This window comes from Streptomyces sp. NPDC060028, assembly GCF_042736725.1.
Classification (GTDB): Bacteria; Actinomycetota; Actinomycetes; order Streptomycetales; family Streptomycetaceae; genus Streptomyces.
In genome coordinates this window covers 1-17,812 of sequence record NZ_JBHWVJ010000019.1, presented here as the reverse complement: position 1 = coordinate 17,812, position 17,812 = coordinate 1, and the positions used below count along the sequence as shown (strand labels likewise).

The window sequence follows — 17,812 nt, the reverse complement described above, 5'->3', positions numbered from 1 at the left end:
GAGAGCGACGAACCGGAGACCGTGACTACTACCGCCTCCCACCACCTCTCACCCGCCTTCCCCGGCCGCGCGCCGTGGGGTACCGCCAGCAAACTGCGTGCCTGGCAGCAGGGTGCGCTGGACCGGTACCTGGAGACCCAGCCCCGCGACTTCCTCGCCGTCGCCACCCCCGGCGCCGGCAAGACGACCTTCGCGCTGACGCTCGCGTCCTGGCTGCTGCACCACCACGTGGTCCAGCAGGTGACCGTCGTCGCGCCCACCGAGCACCTCAAGAAGCAGTGGGCGGAAGCGGCCGCCCGGATAGGCATCCGGCTCGACCCGGAGTACTCGGCGGGCCCGCTGAGCAAGGACTACCACGGGGTCGCCGTCACGTACGCGGGTGTGGGCGTACGGCCGATGCTGCACCGCAACCGGTGCGAGCAGCGCAAGACCCTCGTGATCCTCGACGAGATCCACCACGCCGGCGACTCCAAGTCCTGGGGCGAGGCCTGCCTGGAGGCCTTCGACCCGGCGACCCGGCGCCTGGCCCTGACCGGTACGCCCTTCCGGTCCGACACCAACCCGATCCCCTTCGTCGCGTACGAGGAGGGCAACGACGGCATCCGGCGGTCCTCCGCCGACTACACCTACGGCTACGGCAACGCGCTCGGCGACGGCGTCGTGCGGCCGGTCATCTTCCTCTCCTACAGCGGCAACATGCGCTGGCGCACCAAGGCCGGTGACGAGATCGCCGCCCGGCTCGGCGAGCCGATGACCAAGGACGCCATCTCGCAGGCCTGGCGCACGGCGCTCGACGCGCGCGGCGACTGGATGCCGAACGTGCTGCGCGCCGCCGACCAGCGGCTGACCGAGGTCAGGAAGGGCATCCCGGACGCGGGCGGGCTGGTCATCGCCTCCGACCAGGACTCGGCCCGTTCGTACGCCAAGCTGCTCCGGGAGATCACCGGGACCAAGCCGACGGTCGTCCTGTCGGACGACACGGGCGCGTCGAAGCGGATCGACGACTTCAGCGAGGACGGCAGCCGCTGGATGGTCGCGGTCCGCATGGTGTCGGAGGGCGTCGACGTACCCCGCCTCGCGGTGGGCGTGTACGCGACGACGATCTCGACCCCGCTGTTCTTCGCGCAGGCCGTGGGCCGCTTCGTGCGCTCGCGCAGACGCGGTGAGACCGCGTCCGTGTTCCTTCCGACGATCCCGTACCTGCTCGGCTTCGCGAACGAGATGGAGGTCGAGCGCGACCACGTGCTCGACAAGCCGAAGAAGCAGGGCGAGGAAGACCCGTACGCCGAGTCCGAGAAGGAAATGGACGAGGCGAACAAGCAGGAGGACGAGGACACCGGCGAGGACGAGCAGATGTCCTTCGAGGCGCTGGAGTCCGACGCCGTCTTCGACCGGGTGCTCTACGACGGCGCCGAGTTCGGCATGCAGGCGCACCCGGGCAGCGAGGAGGAGCAGGACTACCTCGGCATCCCCGGACTGCTGGAGCCGGACCAGGTCCAGATGCTGCTCCAGAAGCGGCAGTCGCGGCAGATCGCGCACAGCAGGCGCAAGCCGGACGCGGAGGCCGACCTGCTGGAGCTGCCGGCCGACCGGCGGCCGGTGGTCTCGCACAAGGAACTGCTGGAGCTGCGGAAGTCGCTGAACACGATGGTGGGCGCGTACGTCCACCAGAGCGGCAAGCCGCACGGGGTGATCCACACCGAGCTGCGCCGCGTGTGCGGCGGCCCGCCGAGCGCGGAGGCGACGGCCGGGCAGTTGCGCGAGCGGATCAAGAAGGTCCAGGAGTGGGCCACCCGCATGCGGTGACGCCTCCCGGCGAGGGGTGCGGTGGAACGCGGACGGGGTCCGTGCGGCGTACCGCACGGCCCCCGTCGCCGTTACGCCCTCACGCGGTCGGGCGCCGACGGCGGCCGGTGCCGGCGACCAGGGCGGCGCCCATGGAGAGCGCGACCGCGGCGCCGCCGAGGGCCCAGGTGGTGGCCGGGTCGGTGCCGGTGGCGGCGAGCTGTCCGCCGGTGGTGGGGGCGGTGTGCGGGTTGCCGGCGCCGCCGATCGGGGTCGCGGCGCCGCCGTCGGGCTTCGGGGTGTTGCCCGTGCTGCCGCCGTTGCCGGTCTGACCGCCGGTGTCCGTGCCCGCCGCCGCGATGATCTTGGTCGTCTTGTTGTCCGTGAGGGACGAGACGAACTCGTTCGCGGCCTCGTTCAGCACGGATCCGCCGAACATGAGGTTGAAGGAGCCGGGGACGGTGTCGGCGGTGAAGCGGATGCGGAGGTCGACCGAGGTCTTGGCGCCGGCCTTCAGGGACAGCCGGCCGATGTCACCGCCCATCACCTCCTCGGAACCGCCGAGTTCGACGTCGTGCCACCCGTTCACGCCGCGTGCCTGGAGCTGGACCTGCGAGGTGGTGACCCACGAGCCCTCGCCTTCGCCGCGGCCCATGTGGGTGGCCAGCAGGAAGTCGTCGACGGCGCCGCGCCCGGTGTTGTCGAGGTGCAGCGTGAGGTTCTGCCAGTCCGCTCCGGCCTGGAAGCCCGCGTCGGGAGTTCCCTCGAAGGTCATCCGCGGACCCTGGACGTGGGCGGCCTCGGTCGCGCCGATGATCCCCGAGTAGTAGGTGGCCATGTCGGAGACGGCGCCGCCGTGGTGCGGATCGCCGGCGCCCACGACGTTCAGGCTGAAGGAGGTACGGGGGGTGTCTCCCGCGAACCGGACCTGGAAGACCAGGTCCCGCTGCTCGCCGGCGGCGTACTCGCCCCCATAGGTGAAGATCTGGAGCTTGCCGTCCTCCTCGACGACCTCCACGGGGTGCCAGTAGGACTGGCCGTCGGCGGTGGTGGCGAGGAACTCCACCTCGACCTGACCGGCCCGGATGTCCTGCGCCGCCTGCGGGACGAGGTCCACGCCGACGCGGTACTCGCCGGTCCCCGCGCGCCCGGTGTTGTCCACCTTCAGCGTGAGCGTGCGCCAGGTGGCGGCGCCGGCCCGAAAGCCCCCCTGGGGCAGCCCGTCGAGGCGGAGCTTCGGCCCCTCGGCATCCTGCCGGCCGCCGGCCCGCGTGATCTTCGACTCGTAGCGCGCGGTGCGGGAGTCGACGGACGTGTGGTCGGTACCGAGGAACTCGATGCGGATCGGGACGGCTGCCGCGTCCGCGGCCACCCGCATCCGCAGCGGGATGTCGAGGGCCTTGTCCTGCCGGACGGAGACGCCGGCCAGGTCCAGCCACGCGGTCTGCGGGCCGGGGCCCGTCTCCCGCGGGACGGGCTGCCACACGCCTGCGACGCGGCGCTCGACCTCGATGTGGGCGCCCTTGATAGGGCGGTCGGTGCCGGAGACCAACAGATCGAGGTGGTAGTTCGACAACTGCGCCTTGCCGGTGTTGTCCACGTGCAGGCCGAGCTCGGTCCACTCGCCCCCGGCCGCGAACCCGTCCTTCGGGAGGCCGTCGACCGACAGCACCGGCCCCGTGTAGGCGTCCTCGGACGCCGCGTCCCCCTTCGGCTCCGAGTCCGGCGTGGTGACCGCCGTGTTCTTGGCCTCGTCGGCCATCGCCGGGGTCGCGGCGAGGACCGTCGGTCCGAGCACTGCGGCCGCTGCCACGATGGTCATCCGCTTGTTGAGCTTCACTGAACTGCTTCCCCTCCGTGCGGCGGCACCCGTGCGCACGACTGCGCCCCTCCCGGATGGCCGCCCCCTGTTTTTGAACATGATCAGCGTAGAGGTGGCGTGAGGGGGTCACGGGACCGGGGAGGTCACGAATTGACCTGGCGGGGAGATCCGAACCTGCATAAACCGGTAGTAGGCGCCCGGATTCTGGACGAGCCCTTCCGCTGAGCGGACCCGCTCGCTAATGTCCCCGCATTGAACGCACCGTGGCAGCGCCGCCGCGGGAGCGCAGCCGGTGCCATGGCCGCTACCGGCGGCCTCTCCGTGCGCCGCCGAGGGACCGGCGGCGTTCCACTCAGAGAGTCACCGCCGCTCACCGAAAGAGGGAGAGGCGTCGTGACCGCGGAAACCTCCCAGACTCTCGACAGAGGGCTCAGAGTCCTCAAACTGCTCGCCGACACCGACCACGGTCTGACCGTCACCGAGCTCTCCAACCGCCTCGGTGTGAACCGCACCGTGGTCTACCGTCTGCTGGCCACCCTCGAACAGCACGCCCTGGTCCGCCGGGACCTCGGCGGCCGCGCCCGCGTCGGGCTCGGAGTGCTGCGCCTGGGCCGCCAGGTGCACCCGCTGGTCCGCGAGGCGGCCCTGCCGGCGCTGCGCTCCCTCGCCGAGGACATAGGCGCCACCGCGCACTTGACCCTCGTGGACGGCACCGAGGCGCTCGCCGTGGCGGTCGTGGAGCCGACCTGGACGGACTACCACGTGGCCTACCGGGCCGGCTTCCGCCACCCGCTGGACCGCGGAGCCGCGGGGCGGGCGATCCTGGCCGCGCGGTCGGGCGCGCTGATCGAGCCCGGGTACACGCTCACCCACGGGGAGCTCGAGGCGGGCGCCAGTGGCGCCGCCGCGCCGCTCGTGGGCATCACCGGGCTGGAGGGCAGCGTCGGCGTCGTCATGCTGGCCGACGCGGTGCCGGAGCGGGTGGGGCCGCGGGTCGTGGACGCGGCGCGCGAGGTCGCCGACGCGTTGCGCTAGCCGCGGGCTCGGCGGTGCCCTCCCGGTGGGGGTGCGCTGCCGGGGGCTCCGCCCCCGGACCCCCCGCGCCTCAAACGCCGGCGGGGCTGATTTTGCCCCGCGGGGCCGGGGGAGGCCCGGCCCGATAGATTGGCCGGGTGCTCTCTCGTCTCACGCGTCTGCCGCGTCCCACCGCACTGGCCGTCTGCGCCGTTCCCGTGCTCGGGCTGTTCGCCGTCACGGCCTTCGCGCCGCTGCCCTTCGTGATCGCCCAGCCGGGGCTCACGGCCGACGTGCTGGGCTCGCGGGACGGCAAGCAGGTCATCGTCGTCAGCGGCGCGCCCTCCCGGTCGACCGGCGGCCAGCTGCGGATGACCACGATCCAGGCCACCGGCCCCTCCACCTCCGTCCGCCTGAGCGAACTGGTCGGCAAGTGGTTCGACACGACCCGGGCCGTGATGCCCCGCGAGGCCGTGTACCCCTCGGGCGGCAGTGACGAGGAGATCGAGGAGCACAACCTGGAGGAGATGACCAAGTCCCAGTCGGCGGCCGCCGACGCCGCGCTCGGCTACCTCCACAAGAACCCGAAGGACGTCAAGGTCGAGCTCAACCTCGCCGACGTCGGCGGCCCGAGTGCCGGGCTCCTCTTCTCCCTCGGCATCGTCGACAAGCTCGACGGCAACGGCAGCGGCGGGGACCTCACCGGCGGCCGCACCATCGCCGGTACGGGCACCATCACCGCGGACGGCGCGGTCGGCGCGGTCGGCGGCGTGGCCCTGAAGACCCAGGCCGCTCAGCGCGACGGGGCGAGCGTGTTCCTCGTACCGCAGGCGGAGTGCTCGGACGCGCAGTCCGAACTCCCCGAGGGCCTGCGGCTGATCCCCGTCACGACGCTGTCGGGCGCGGTGAACGCCCTTCGGGCGCTGGACAAGGGCGAGCCGGTTCCGTCCTGCTGACCGGCGCCGCGGCCGACCGGGCCTCCATCGAGCGCCAGGCCGGGAAGACCAGCGGCGAGAGCGTGGCCAGCAGGTACGCGCCGCCGAAGGCCAGCAGCGCCCAGCGCGCCCCGAACCCGTCCACCAGCAGGCCCGCCGCGAGCCCGCCCAGCGGCATGGTCAGCTCGCTGCCCGCGGTGCTCACGCCGGAGACGCGGCTGCGCAGGGCGTCCGGTACCCGCTCGTAGACCACGGTGGTCAGGACCGGGTTGAGCACGCCCGCGCCGAGCCCGGCCAGCGCCATGGTGACGGCCAGCGGCAGCGCCGTGTCCGTGAAGGCGGCCACGGCGAAGCGCGGGGCCCCGCACACCAGGAAGGCCACCGCGAAGACCGTTCTGCGGGGCAGCCGCTCGCCCCACGCCCCGTAGAGCAGGGCCCCCAGCAGCGCGAAGCCGCCGAACAGCGAGATCATCAGCCCCAGGGCGGTGGCCCCGCCGAGGTCCTCCCGGCCGTGGACGGGCAGCAGGACCGAGGACCAGCCCTGGTCCAGGCCGTTGGTCACCATCACCATCAGCGTGATGCCGAGCAGCAGCCGCTGCCGGGTGAGGAAGCCCCAGCCCTCGGCCAGTTCGGCCCGGTACCCGGCGAACGACACCTTCCCGGCCGCCCGTTGGGGCTCGGCGGCGGGCACCCCGCGCAGGAACGCGGTGACCAGCAGCGCCGACGCCCCGAAGGTGGCCGCGTCCACCAGCAGCACCGCCTCGGAGCCGAAGGCCGCGATGAGTACGCCGGCCAGCGCGGCCCCGATCATGCGGGCTCCGCGCGAGACCGCGTCGTACAGGCTCGCGGCCCGGGCGACGGTGGTGCCGGCGTGTTCGGCGAGGTCGGGCAGCAGGACGTAGCGGGCGGTCAGGCCCGGGGTGTGCACGAGGCCGCCGGCGGCCATCAGCGCACACAGCATCCAGAACTCCAGCACGCCCGCGTAGTGCAGCAGCGGGATCGCGGCGACGGCGAGGCCGCAGATCAGGTCGGAGGCTGCCGAGACCCGGCGGCGGCCGATCCGGTCGATGACCGGTCCGCCGACGAGCGCGGCCACGACGACGGGCAGGGTGGCGCAGAAGGCGACGATCCCGGCCCGTCCGGCGCTGCCCGTGGTCTGGAGCACGAACCAGGGGACGCCGATGAGGGTCAGTGAACTCCCGGCTATGGAAATGGTGTTGGCGGCCAGGACCGCCGTGAAGGGCCGCCTGCTCATGCGGCGCGCTGCTGGATCCGGGCGTGGACGTGGGCCGGCTGCATCAGGCGGATGCCGGCGGCGACCAGGGCTTCGCCGAGCCGGTCGCGCAGGGCGGGGGTGAGGGGGGCGGTCTCGTGCGCGAGGTGCCAGGCGGCTGCCTCGGCGGCGAGTTCCGCGGTGCGGGCGGCGTGCGTGCGGGCATGGGTGAAGGCGTGCACGGCAGGACTCCTTGCTTCTGCTTCTACTCGCTGGTGCGGGGGAAGGCGTGGGTGTGGACGCGGACGGACTTCGTGCCTTCCGCGGGCGGCAGGTCCCGGTACCTGTTGATCACGTCGTGCAGCTCGCGGATGAGTTCGAGGCTCTGTGCGGCCGTCAGGTGCAGCGTGAAGTCGCTGATGTCCGAGCCGCGCCGCCACTCCTGGGACCAGCTGTGGGCGTTGCCCAGCCAGGTGCTCAGCTCCTGTGTGTGGATGGTCGCGATCTCATGCAGGAAGAGGTCCGCCGCGCCGCGCGTGGCCGGGTCCTCGTCGTAGATCAGCTTCTCGTCGAAGGCGGTGCCGTCGTGCGCCGCCTGCCACCACCGCTCGCGGCCCTTGCCGTGCCCGGGTGCGTCCTCGACGAACCCGTGGGCGGCGAGCTGGCGCAGGTGGTAGCTGGTGGACCCGCTGGACTCCCCGAGGCGCTCGGCCAGTTGGGACGCGGTGGCCGGGCCGTCGTGGCGCAGCGTCGCCAGCATGCGGATGCGCAGCGGGTGGGCGAGGCCGCGCAGGGAACGGGCGTCGAGCATGCGGACCTGGGGTTGCGGGGCTTCCGGTTCTTCGGGCATGCCTCGACAGTAGGCTTGCAAAGACTTCTCTGCAAGGGTTTCTTTGCAACGACTTCTTTGGAATGGCTCCTTGGGAACGGCTTCTTTGAAATCAGCCCTCCTTGATGAACCCCTCCCTGATCAGCCACTCCTTCGCCACCTCGTGCGGATCCTGCCCGTCCACGTCCACCTTGGCGTTGAGCTGCCGCGCCACGTCGGTCGTGAGCCGCTTCGTCAGCGGGTCCAGCAGCTGCGCGATCACCGGGTACTTCGCCAGCGTCTTCGCGTTGATCTCCGGCGCCGCGTTGTAGTTGGGGAAGAAGTGCCGGTCGTCCGCGAGGGTGTCCAGGTCCATGGCCTTGATCCGGCCGTCCGTGGTGAACGCCTCGCCCAGCAGGCAGGAGTCGGACTTCGACACCTGGGTGTAGATGATCCCGGCGTCCATCTTCTTGACGTTGCCCGGCGGGATCTTCATCCCGTACGCCTTCTCCATGCCCGGCAGCCCGTCCTCGCGCGAGGCGAACTCGTTCTCCACGCAGAGCGTCACCGCCGACGGGTCCTCCCGCGCCAGCTTCGCCACGTCCGACATGGTCTTCAGCCCGTACTTCGCGTTGTTCTTCTTGCTGATCGCGAGCGTGTAGGTGTTGTTGAGGGTGGACTGCGGCAGCCAGGCGACCCCGTTTCCCCTGTCTCCCTCCCGTACCGCCTCCCACTGCTTGTGCGGGTCGTCGATCGGCTCCGCGTTGCCCTGGTAGGTGATCCAGGCCGTGCCCGTGTACTCGTACATGGCGTCCGCGTCGCCCCGCACGATCGCCTCGCGCGAGCTGATCGAGCCGGGCAGGTTGGTGCGGTCGAGGACTTCCGCGCCGGCGGCCTTGAAGATCAGCCCGATCATCTGGCCGAGCACGATGTTCTCGCTGAAGTTCTTCGAGGTGACCGTGAGCGAGGCCCCCTTGAGGGGCTGCCCCCGGCCGACCGAGCCCGGTACGACCTCGTCCACCAGCGGGGACCCGCTCTTGAGCCCGCAGCCCGCGAGGGCCAGTACCGCCGCCGAGCTCGCGAGCGCCGCGGCCGCCCGCAGAAGGTGGGTATGCATCTACGCCTCCAGCCCGCGCGGCGTCAGGACCGTCTCCGCCAGCGAGGCCAGCCAGTCCACGAACAGGGCCAGCGCCACCGTCAGCACCGAGCCCAGCACCAGCACCGGCATCCGCTGCGTCTGGATCCCGGAGGTGATCAGGTCGCCCAGCCCCCCGCCCCCGCCGAAGGTGGCCAGGGTCGCGGTGCCGACGTTGAGGATCAGGGCCGTGCGGACGCCCGCCAGGATCAGCGGTACGGCCAGCGGGAGTTCCACCTTGCGCAGCCTCCCCGTCGAGGACATCCCGATCCCGCGCGCGGCCTCCACGAGCTGCGGGTCGATGGCGCGCAGCCCCGCGACCGTGTTGGACAGCACGGGCAGTACGGCGTACGCGACCATGCCGATGATCGCGGTCGACGGGCCGATGCCGAGCCAGATGACGAGCAGGGCCAGCAGGCCGATGGCGGGCGTGGCCTGGCCGATGTTGGCGATCGCGGTCACCAGTGGGGCGGCCCGGCGCATCGCCCCGCGGGTCAGGGCGATGCCCAGCGGGATCGCGATGACCAGCACCCAGAAGGTGGAGATGGCGGTGAGCTGCACGTGCTGCCACAGCCGCAGCCGCACGATGCCGCCCGCGAGGGAGTTCTCGGCGACCGAGTCGAGGGTGATGTTCTCGATCCACAGGTACGTGGCCAGCAGCACCAGCGCCAGGACGGCGGGCAGGACGACCAGCTTGCGCCAGGTGATCCTGGACGGGGGCGGGGTGGGCGCCGGCGCCTCCTCGGCCTCGACCAGCTGATCGTCCCGGAAGGTGAGGTCCCTGAAGGCGTGCCCTTTGACCTCGTGCTCGCCGGGCGGGCGCTCGGGGGTGGCGGGGTTCCTGGTGTTCATGGGCTGTCCGCACCGCCCTCCAGCTCCTGTTCGGTGCGGTGGTGGCGCAGTTCCTCCAGGTCGTGCTGGTGCTCGGCGGCCGTCAGCCGGTCCGCCTCCAGCATCTCGTGCACGGAGTTCATGAGGGTCTCCATGTCCACGACGCCGATGTACTCGCCGCGCCGTCCGGTCACCGCGACGCGGCCGCCGCTGTCGGTGAGGACGGCCTCCAGGGCGTCGTGCAGGGTCGCGTCCCGGGTCACCGTGTCGTGTACGAGCTGTCCGGCCCGGGCCAGGGAGCCCTTGGCGCGCATCAGGTCGCCGCGGCGCAGCCACTTGTACGGGCGGCCGCGCCGGTCCAGCATCAGCAGCTCGTTGTGCGCGCCGCCGCGCAGGGTGTTGAAGATCTGCTGGAGCGGGTCGTCCACCGACACGGTCGGGAAGTCGGCGATCCCCACGTCCCGTACCCGGGTGAGGTTGAGGCGCTTGAGGGCGGCGCCCGCGCCGACGAAGCCGGAGACGAAGTCGTCGGTCGGGTTGGTGAGGATCGCCTCGGGGGTGTCGAACTGCGCGATGTGCGAACGCTCGCGCAGCACCGCGATGCGGTCGCCGAGCTTGATGGCCTCGTCGAAGTCGTGGGTGACGAAGACGATCGTCTTGTGCAGCTCGTGCTGGAGCCGGATCAGCTCGTCCTGGAGGTGGTCGCGGGTGATCGGGTCCACGGCGCCGAAGGGTTCGTCCATCAGCAGCACGGGCGGGTCGGCCGCCAGCGCCCGGGCCACCCCGACGCGCTGCTGCTGGCCGCCGGAGAGCTGGCGCGGGTAGCGGCCGTGGAACTCGCGCGGGTCCAGCCCGACCAGGTCGAGCATCTCCTCCACCCGGTCCTTGACCCGCGACTTCGACCAGCCGGTCATCTTCGGGACCAGCGCGATGTTCTCGGCGACCGTCATGTGCGGGAAGAGCCCGGAGGACTGGATCGCGTACCCGATCTTGCGGCGCAGCTTGACCGGGTCCATGTCGGTGACGTCCTCGTCGCCGATGCGGATCCGGCCGGAGCTGGGCTCGATCAGCCGGTTGATCATCTTCAGGGTGGTGGACTTGCCGCAGCCGGAGGGGCCGACGAAGACCACCGTCTCGCCCGCCTTGATCTCCATCGAGACGTTGTCGACGGAGGGGTTGGGGTTGCCGGGGTAGCGCTTGGTGAGGTTCTCCAGCTGGATGGTCGCGCCGGAGGTGCTCCCCGGGCCGTCGGCGCTGGCGGGCTCAGACACGGATTCCCCTCGGGATGGTGAGACGGCCGAGCAGGACGTACGCGGCGTCGAAGAGCAGGGCGAGGATGACGATGCCGAGCGTGCCCGCCAGGACCTGGTTGAGGGCGTTGGCGCTGCCGAGCGAGGCGATCCCGCGGAAGATCTCGTTGCCCAGGCCCGGCCCGGAGGCGTACGCGGCGATGGCGGCGATGCCCATCAGCATCTGCGTGGCGACCCGGATGCCGGTCAGGATCGGAGGCCAGGCCAGTGGCAGCTCCACCTTGAGCAGCCGGGCGGTGCGGGACATCCCGATGCCCTTGGCCGCGTCGACCAGCGCCGGGTCCACTCCGCGCAGGCCCACGATGGAGTTGCGCACCACGGGCAGCAGTCCGTACAGGGTCAGGGTGATCACGGTCGGAGGGACGCCGAGCCCGACCAGCGGGATCAGCAGGCCGATCAGGGCGAGGGAGGGGATGGTCAGCACCGTGGAGGTGGAGGTGATGGCGAGGTTCCCGCCCCAGGCGCTGCGGTAGGTGAGGAGGCCGATGGCGATGCCGAGCAGGGTCGCGATCACCATGCACTGGAAGACGACGCTGGCGTGCTGGTAGGCATCGGTGAGGAGCTGCTGGTGGCGGTAGGACAGGTACGTCCAGAAACTCACGCCTGGTCACCTCGTCCTGTGCCGGGCCGCCTTCGATCAGCGGCTGTCGTCCTCGGCCGCTTGTTCGACCAGTGGGATGATCCGCAAGGGTACGGGATTCTCCATGACAATGGCTGTCGAAGCCCGCACAATGCCATCAAACCCGACAACACGGTCGATGACCCGCTGGAGGTCCGCGTTGGACCGCGCCACGAGCCGGCACAGCATGTCCCCGTGCCCGGTGGTGGTGTGCAGCTCCAGCACCTCCGGCACCCCGTCCAAGTGGGCCCGTACGTCGGCCCCTTGGCCCTGCTTGATCTCCAGCGTGGCGAAGGCGGTCACCGGATATCCCAGGGCGGCCGGATCGACCTGCGGACCGAATCCGCGGATGACTCCATTCGACTGAAGCCGGTCGAGCCGGGCCTGCACGGTGCCGCGGGCCACCCCGAGGCGGCGCGAGGCCTCCAGGACGCCGATCCGCGGCTCGCGCGCGAGGAGAACGATGAGCCGACCGTCGAGGTCGTCGATGCCCACGGGTGCCTCCCGGGCTCGGGGGTGGTCATAGTGCACAGATGTTTCAGCCATCCTGCGGGGACTCTGGGCAGTCTGTACAGCAGAAATGGAAACTATTGCGCAGCTTGTGGATCGGCGGGACTCTGCGCTCATGACTGAGTCTCTGGCGAACCTCGAAACCACCCCGCACACCGCGCGTGAGGCCGACCCCTTCCCGGTGAAGGGCATGGACGCGGTCGTCTTCGCCGTGGGCAACGCCAAACAGGCCGCGCACTACTACTCGACCGCCTTCGGCATGAAGCTCGTCGCGTACTCCGGACCGGAGAACGGCAGCCGCGAGACGGCGAGCTACGTCCTGACCAACGGCTCCGCGCGCTTCGTGCTGACCTCCGTCATCAAGGTGGCGACCGACCGCGGCCGCTTCCTCGCCGAGCACGTCGCCGAACACGGCGACGGCGTCATCGACCTCGCGATCGAGGTCCCGGACGCGCGGGCGGCCTACGCGTACGCCGTGGAGCACGGCGCGCGCGGCCTGGACGAGCCGTACGAGGTCAAGGACGAGCACGGCACGGTCGTGCTGGCCGCCATCGCCACCTACGGCCAGACCCGCCACACGCTGGTCGAGCGCCGCGACTACACCGGCCCCTACCTGCCCGGCTTCGTCGCCGTGGACCCGATGGTCGAGCCCCCGGCCAAGCGCACCTTCCAGGCCATCGACCACTGTGTGGGCAACGTCGAGCTCGGCCGGATGAACGAGTGGGTCGCCTTCTACAACAAGGTCATGGGCTTCACGAACATGAAGGAGTTCGTGGGCGACGACATCGCGACCGAGTACTCGGCGCTGATGTCCAAGGTCGTCGCGGACGGCACCCTGAAGGTGAAGTTCCCGATCAACGAGCCGGCGATCGCGAAGAAGAAGTCGCAGATCGACGAGTACCTGGAGTTCTACGGCGGCGCGGGCGTCCAGCACATCGCGCTGGCCACGAACGACATCGTCGCCTCGGTACGGGCCATGCGGGCCGCGGGCGTCACGTTCCTGGACACCCCGGACTCGTACTACGACACGCTCGGCGAGTGGGCCGGCGAGACGCGGGTGCCGGTCGAGACCCTGCGCGAGCTGAAGATCCTCGTCGACCGCGACGAGGACGGCTACCTGCTGCAGATCTTCACGAAGCCGGTGCAGGACCGGCCGACGGTCTTCTTCGAGATGATCGAGCGGCACGGGTCGATGGGCTTCGGCAAGGGCAATTTCAAGGCGCTGTTCGAAGCGATCGAGCGCGAGCAGGAAAAGCGGGGCAACTTGTAAGGAATGCCGCGCGGCGGGGCTGGATCGCCCGGAGGGCAATCCAGCCCCGCCGGCGTTTGACGCGCGGGTCCGGGCGGAGCCCGCCGGTCAGCGCCCCGCCGGTCAGCGCCCCGCCGGGGACGGCTTCGGCTTCGGGCTCGCCGTCGGGAGATCCGGCGCCACCCACGGAGTGACCGGCTGCATGTTCTCCGGACCCCCCGCCGCCGGCTGGCCGATCGCCGCCAGGGCGGCCTTCGCCGCCCGCGACCGCACCGGCGAGAAGCCCGGGTTCGTCCGCATCGTCTCCTGAAGGTGGCGCCGCGCCGCCGCCTCGTCGCCCAGGCCCCGCTCGATCACCGCCCGGTGGTAGGAGAAGTCCGCGAGCCGCAGCCCCAGTTCGGTCGCCTTCTTCGCGTACTCCAGCGCCGCCGCGTCGTCGCCCGACTTGTGCAGCGCCCACCCCAGCGCGTCCGCCACCTGCGCGCTCTTGTGCCGCGACCACTCCGCCGACAGGCGCCGCACGGCCGCCGCCGGATCCGTGTGGTCCGCCTCGTACAGGCCGAGGACCACGTCCTCGTTCACCCCGTTCGTACCGCCCCGCGCGGCCAGCACGCTCAGCGCGTCGTACGGGACCTTCGCCTCCTCCCCCCGCCCCAGCGACTCCAGCAGCTCGCCCAGCTCCAGGGCCAGCTGCGGCACCGGAGTGCGCCCCAGCGCCAGCCGGTAGTCCCGCACCGCCTCGCCGCCCCGCCCCAGCGCGGCCAGCGCCCGGGCCCGGCCGCCCAGCGCCTCCGCCTGCGCCGGATCGGCCCGCAGCGCGCCCTCGTAGTGCCGCAGCGCCTCAGCCGTCTCGCCGCGCTCCCAGGCCAGCTCCCCGAGCCGGAACAGCACGTACGCCTTCTCCGCCGGAGCCTTCGCGGCGCCCGCCGCGTGCTCCATGGCCATCGCCGCGTCCTCGCGCCAGCCGCGGTCCCGGTAGACCTGCGAGGCCCGGATGAAGGCCGCCAGCCCCGGCCGCAGGTCCATCACCCGCTCCATCGCCTTCTCGGCCGCCTTGTAGTCCCCGAGCCCGGTGTACGCGTCCACGAGCACCGGGTACGCGGTCCACCGCCGCGGCGCCTGGGCCCGTACCAGCTCGCCCCACTTGCGCGCGGTCCCGTAGTCCCGCCGGGCGTTGGCCAGCGCGCCCATGCCCGTCATCGCGTCGAAGTTGCCCTTCTCGGCCGGGCGCAGCTCAAGGGAGCGCTTCAGCGCCTTCTCCGCCTTCGGGTACCAGCCCGGGTCCGCCGTCCGCCGCGCCTGCTCCAGGTACGCCGACCCGAGCACCGCCCACGACGCGTCGTCGTCCGAGTGCCCCGCGACCCACTTCTCCCGGTCCGCGACCAGCGCCGTCAGGTCCACCGCCGCGGCGGGCGCACCCATCCCGACCGCCGTCGCGGCCCGCTCGCTGGGCCCCGGAGGCCGTGCGTCGTCGTCCGACCGGGCCGGCCGGATCAACAGGGCGCCGGCGATCAGGGTCACCGCGACCGCGGCCGCCACGAGTGTTTTGCGCCCTGTGAAGGTCACGGGCGGGGCCGGCTGCTGCGATTCCTCGTCCATGGGGTCACTGTGCGTCAATATGAAGAGTTCGCCGAGGTGTCCGAAGAGGGTCGCGGCCGTGTTCACACCGATGGCCCCGGCTGCCACGCTGGCCCCATGGATGACGCTCCCTCCGCACAGCCGTCCGCCCAGCCCATCGCCCAGCCCATCGCGCAGCTCACCGCCCAGCACATCGCACGGCTCACGGCGCGGCTCCGCGAAGGACTCCCGTCCGAGGCCCTCCTCACCGACCCGCAGGTGACCGCCTCCTACGCCACCGACATGGCCGGCTTCTGCGCCGCCGGCACCCCGGCCGTCGTGGTCCTGCCCCGTACGGTCGAGCAGGTGCAGCACGTCCTGCGCACCGCCCACGCGCTACGGGTCCCCGTGGTCCCGCAGGGCGCCCGTACGGGCCTGTCGGGCGCCGCCAACGCCTCCGACGGCTGCATCGTGCTGTCCCTGGTCAAGATGGACCGGATCCTGGAGATCAACACCGTCGACCGGATCGCCGTCGTCGAACCGGGCGTCGTCAACGCCGTGCTCTCGCGGGCCGTCGCCGAGCAGGGCCTGTACTACCCGCCCGACCCCTCCAGCTGGGAGCAGTGCACGATCGGCGGCAACATCGGCACCGCCTCCGGCGGGCTGTGCTGCGTCAAGTACGGGGTCACCGCCGAGTACGTGCTCGGCCTCGACGTGGTCCTCGCCGACGGGCGGCTGCTGCGTACCGGCCGGCGCACCGCCAAGGGCGTCGCCGGGTACGACCTCACCCGGCTCTTCGTGGGCTCCGAGGGCAGCCTCGGCGTCGTCGTCCAGGCCGTCCTCGCGCTGCGGCCCGCCCCGCCCCGGCAGCTCGCGCTGGCCGCCGAGTTCCCCTCGGCCGCGGCCGCCTGCGCGGCCGTCTGCGCCGTCATGGAGGCCGGGCTGACGCCCTCGCTGCTGGAGCTGATGGACCACACGACCGTCCGCGCCGTCAACGCGCTGGGCAAGATGGGCCTGCCCGAGACCACCGAAGCGCTGCTGCTCGCCGCCTTCGACACCCCGCAGGCCTCCGCGGACCTGGCCGCCGTGGGGGAGCTGTGCACGGCCGCCGGGGCCACCGCGGTGGTGCCCGCCGAGGACGAGGCCGAGTCCGAACTGCTGCTCCAGGCGCGCCGGATGTCCCTGACCGCGCTGGACGCCCTGCGCCCGGCGACGATGATCGACGACGTGTGCGTACCGCGCTCGCGGCTCGCCGAGATGCTGGACGGGACCGCCGCCATCGCCCGTACGTACGACCTGCTCATCGGGGTCTGCGCGCACGCGGGCGACGGCAACACCCACCCCGTGGTCTGCTTCGACCCGGCCGACGAGGACGAGACCCGGCGGGCCCGCGCGTCCTTCGACGAGATCATGGCGCTCGGGCTGGCGCTGGGCGGGACCATCACGGGCGAGCACGGGGTCGGCGTGCTGAAGAAGGAGTGGCTGGCTCGCGAACTGGGGCCGGTGGGGCTGGAGATGCAGCGCGCCGTCAAGCACGCCTTCGACCCGGAGGGGCTGCTCAACCCGGGCAAGCTCTTCTGACCGTACGCGGCGCCCCCGGGCGGGCGGGCGGGGGGCCGTCACCTCACTGGTCCCCGTCGGCCGACTCGTCCGACGGCCACGGATCGCGCATCCACAGGTCGTCGGCCGGCGTCGGGGCGAGCAGCTCGGCCAGCGCCGCGTCGAGGCCGAGCCGCTCGGCCTCGGTGCCGGGCGGCACGACGCGCAGGGTGCGCTCCAGCCACGCGGACACGGGCGTGGCGGGCGCCTCCAGCAGGGCGTCGCCGTCGGGGGAGCTGAGCGCCATGCACAGGACGGACCTGTTGTCGATCTTCGTGGGCCAGATCCGGACGTCCCCGTGGCCGCACGGCCGGAACACCCCCTCGACCAGCAGCTCGCGGGCGAAGGTCCAGTTGACCGGGGTGCTGGAGCCGGTGTGGAAGGTGATGTGAACGGCGTACGGGTCGTCCGTGAGGTACAGGAGCCTGGCGGGGACGGCGATGCTGCGCTCGGGGGACAGGACCAGCTTGAGTTCCAGCTCGCGCTCGATGACGGGGTGGTGCATGACGGCCTCACTTCGCTGCGGTTCGGTGCGGTTCGGTGCGTGGGGCCGGGATCGCGCCCCACGCCCGGAGAGAGCGCCGAAGTGCCCGGGTATGACGCGACTTCGCGCAGCGAACGGGAGATTGGCCGAATTCTGTCGGCTGACCGAAAAAAGCCGCACCGTGGCGCATTCGCCCGAAGGCTTGGATTCTCCCGTTACCGGACCTGTCGGGGGGCGGTTCTTGGCTATGGTCCTCCCTTGCACAAGCCTCAAGCCACGATCGGAGTTGGGGACATTGACGGCCTCCCCTGGTGACGGCGAGCACGCGGCCCGCGAGGGCTACTACCCCGACCCGTCCATCCCCGGGTTCGTCCGGTACTGGAACGGAGCGTCCTGGGTGCCGGGTACGAGCCGCCCCGCGGCCGTCGTCCCCGGTCCGGTCGTCCCCGGTCCGGTCTCCGCCGGTCCGGCCGTCCCCGGGGCGGGTGCCCCCGCCGTCGCGGCCGACGAGACGGGGCCGGTGTTCCTGGACGAGACCTCGGCGACCGAGGCGCTGCCCGAGCCGGAACCCGGCCCGCAGCCCGTACCGATGGCGGCCTGGCAGGCCGACCCCGCCCAGCAGGCCGGCTTCGGCGGGCCGCGCGACGAGCGGGTCTCGTGGGGCAGCGAACCCGCGGCGCGGCCGGCGGCGGGGATCTCGCTGGCCCGTACCCCGGTCCCCGCGCAACAGGGCGTCGGCATCCTCTCGGCCCGGTCCCCGGTCGGCGCGGCCGCGCCCGCGTCGGCCGCCTCCTCGGCCGCCCCGCCGGCGACGGCCTGGCCGGACGCTCCGGGCGCCTCCGGGGCGGGGTCGGGCGTGACCACCTCCTGGCCCCAGCCGGCGCCCCAGCGGCCCGCACAGCCCCTTCCGAAGCCCGTCCCGGCGGCCGCCGCCCCCGCCC

17 protein-coding genes are annotated in these 17,812 nt (G+C 72.1%); 6 read left to right on the top strand and 11 right to left on the bottom strand.

The annotated features are described in order from the left end of the window. Positions 1 to 21 precede the first annotated feature (21 nt). Positions 22 to 1,806 (top strand): DEAD/DEAH box helicase, encoded by a 1,785-nt coding sequence (locus tag ACFWBF_RS12480; RefSeq protein WP_385599368.1) that lies wholly within the window; start codon positions 22 to 24, stop codon positions 1,804 to 1,806. Positions 1,807 to 1,885: 79 nt separating this feature from the next. On the opposite strand, the gene ACFWBF_RS12475 is transcribed toward ACFWBF_RS12480, so the two are convergent. Continuing rightward, a complete protein-coding gene (locus tag ACFWBF_RS12475; protein ID WP_385599365.1) occupies positions 1,886 to 3,625 on the bottom strand; it encodes a hypothetical protein in 1,740 nt (579 codons plus the stop codon). A 375-nt stretch (positions 3,626 to 4,000) separates the two neighbouring features. On the opposite strand from ACFWBF_RS12475, the gene ACFWBF_RS12470 reads away from it, so the two are divergent. Together ACFWBF_RS12470 and ACFWBF_RS12465 are read left to right on the top strand one after the other, a co-directional pair. Then, complete coding sequence (locus ACFWBF_RS12470) at positions 4,001 to 4,642, top strand: helix-turn-helix domain-containing protein (protein ID WP_365921598.1); 642 nt, start codon at positions 4,001 to 4,003, stop codon at positions 4,640 to 4,642. A gap of 137 nt (positions 4,643 to 4,779) precedes the next feature. Beyond that, complete coding sequence (locus tag ACFWBF_RS12465; RefSeq protein ID WP_385599362.1) at positions 4,780 to 5,577, top strand: S16 family serine protease; 798 nt, start codon at positions 4,780 to 4,782, stop codon at positions 5,575 to 5,577. Here ACFWBF_RS12465 and ACFWBF_RS12460 read toward each other — a convergent pair. From ACFWBF_RS12460 to ACFWBF_RS12425, 8 genes are all read right to left on the bottom strand, one after another. Beyond that, positions 5,507 to 6,811 carry an MFS transporter gene (locus ACFWBF_RS12460; RefSeq protein ID WP_385599359.1) on the bottom strand — a complete coding sequence of 435 codons (1,305 nt, stop codon included), beginning with the start codon at positions 6,809 to 6,811 and terminating at the stop codon, positions 5,507 to 5,509. The two genes, ACFWBF_RS12465 and ACFWBF_RS12460, sit on opposite strands and share 71 nt — an antisense overlap. Next, positions 6,808 to 7,011 carry a hypothetical protein gene (locus ACFWBF_RS12455; RefSeq protein ID WP_385599356.1) on the bottom strand — a complete coding sequence of 68 codons (204 nt, stop codon included), beginning with the start codon at positions 7,009 to 7,011 and terminating at the stop codon, positions 6,808 to 6,810. The genes ACFWBF_RS12460 and ACFWBF_RS12455 overlap by 4 nt, the downstream gene beginning before the upstream one ends. A 23-nt stretch (positions 7,012 to 7,034) precedes the next feature. After that, positions 7,035 to 7,619: an ArsR/SmtB family transcription factor gene (locus ACFWBF_RS12450; protein ID WP_385599353.1), complete on the bottom strand. Its 585-nt coding sequence runs from the start codon at positions 7,617 to 7,619 to the stop codon at positions 7,035 to 7,037. A gap of 91 nt (positions 7,620 to 7,710) precedes the next feature. Then, entirely contained in the window at positions 7,711 to 8,694 is a 984-nt protein-coding gene (locus ACFWBF_RS12445; RefSeq protein WP_385599351.1) for a glycine betaine ABC transporter substrate-binding protein, read from the bottom strand. Next, entirely contained in the window at positions 8,695 to 9,564 is an 870-nt protein-coding gene (locus ACFWBF_RS12440) for an ABC transporter permease (protein ID WP_385599348.1), read from the bottom strand. Then, on the bottom strand, positions 9,561 to 10,814 hold the full coding sequence (locus ACFWBF_RS12435; RefSeq protein WP_385599345.1) for a betaine/proline/choline family ABC transporter ATP-binding protein: 1,254 nt from the start codon (positions 10,812 to 10,814) through the stop codon (positions 9,561 to 9,563). The genes ACFWBF_RS12440 and ACFWBF_RS12435 overlap by 4 nt, the downstream gene beginning before the upstream one ends. Then, the gene (locus ACFWBF_RS12430; protein ID WP_385599342.1) at positions 10,807 to 11,454 is read right to left on the bottom strand and encodes an ABC transporter permease; all 648 of its coding nucleotides are present in this window, start codon (positions 11,452 to 11,454) and stop codon (positions 10,807 to 10,809) included. The genes ACFWBF_RS12435 and ACFWBF_RS12430 overlap by 8 nt, the downstream gene beginning before the upstream one ends. Before the next feature lie 36 nt (positions 11,455 to 11,490). After that, positions 11,491 to 11,967 carry an Lrp/AsnC family transcriptional regulator gene (locus ACFWBF_RS12425; RefSeq protein ID WP_385185474.1) on the bottom strand — a complete coding sequence of 159 codons (477 nt, stop codon included), beginning with the start codon at positions 11,965 to 11,967 and terminating at the stop codon, positions 11,491 to 11,493. A 130-nt stretch (positions 11,968 to 12,097) separates the two neighbouring features. Here ACFWBF_RS12425 and hppD point away from each other — a divergent pair, with 130 nt between their 5' ends. After that, positions 12,098 to 13,252, top strand: a complete 1,155-nt coding sequence (gene hppD, locus ACFWBF_RS12420) for a 4-hydroxyphenylpyruvate dioxygenase (protein ID WP_385599339.1) — start codon at positions 12,098 to 12,100, stop codon at positions 13,250 to 13,252. Positions 13,253 to 13,354: 102 nt separating this feature from the next. Here hppD and ACFWBF_RS12415 read toward each other — a convergent pair whose 3' ends face one another. Beyond that, positions 13,355 to 14,830 carry a hypothetical protein gene (locus ACFWBF_RS12415; protein ID WP_385599336.1) on the bottom strand — a complete coding sequence of 492 codons (1,476 nt, stop codon included), beginning with the start codon at positions 14,828 to 14,830 and terminating at the stop codon, positions 13,355 to 13,357. A gap of 96 nt (positions 14,831 to 14,926) precedes the next feature. On the opposite strand from ACFWBF_RS12415, the gene ACFWBF_RS12410 reads away from it, so the two are divergent. Then, positions 14,927 to 16,369 carry an FAD-linked oxidase C-terminal domain-containing protein gene (locus tag ACFWBF_RS12410; RefSeq protein ID WP_385599333.1) on the top strand — a complete coding sequence of 481 codons (1,443 nt, stop codon included), beginning with the start codon at positions 14,927 to 14,929 and terminating at the stop codon, positions 16,367 to 16,369. A 43-nt stretch (positions 16,370 to 16,412) separates the two neighbouring features. Here ACFWBF_RS12410 and ACFWBF_RS12405 read toward each other — a convergent pair whose 3' ends face one another. Beyond that, a complete protein-coding gene (locus tag ACFWBF_RS12405; RefSeq protein ID WP_385599330.1) occupies positions 16,413 to 16,892 on the bottom strand; it encodes an SsgA family sporulation/cell division regulator in 480 nt (159 codons plus the stop codon). 274 nt (positions 16,893 to 17,166) lie between these two features. Here ACFWBF_RS12405 and ACFWBF_RS12400 point away from each other — a divergent pair. Continuing rightward, positions 17,167 to 17,812, top strand: a 646-nt coding sequence (locus ACFWBF_RS12400; RefSeq protein ID WP_385599327.1) for a DUF2510 domain-containing protein, incomplete at its 3' end; no start/stop codon positions are given.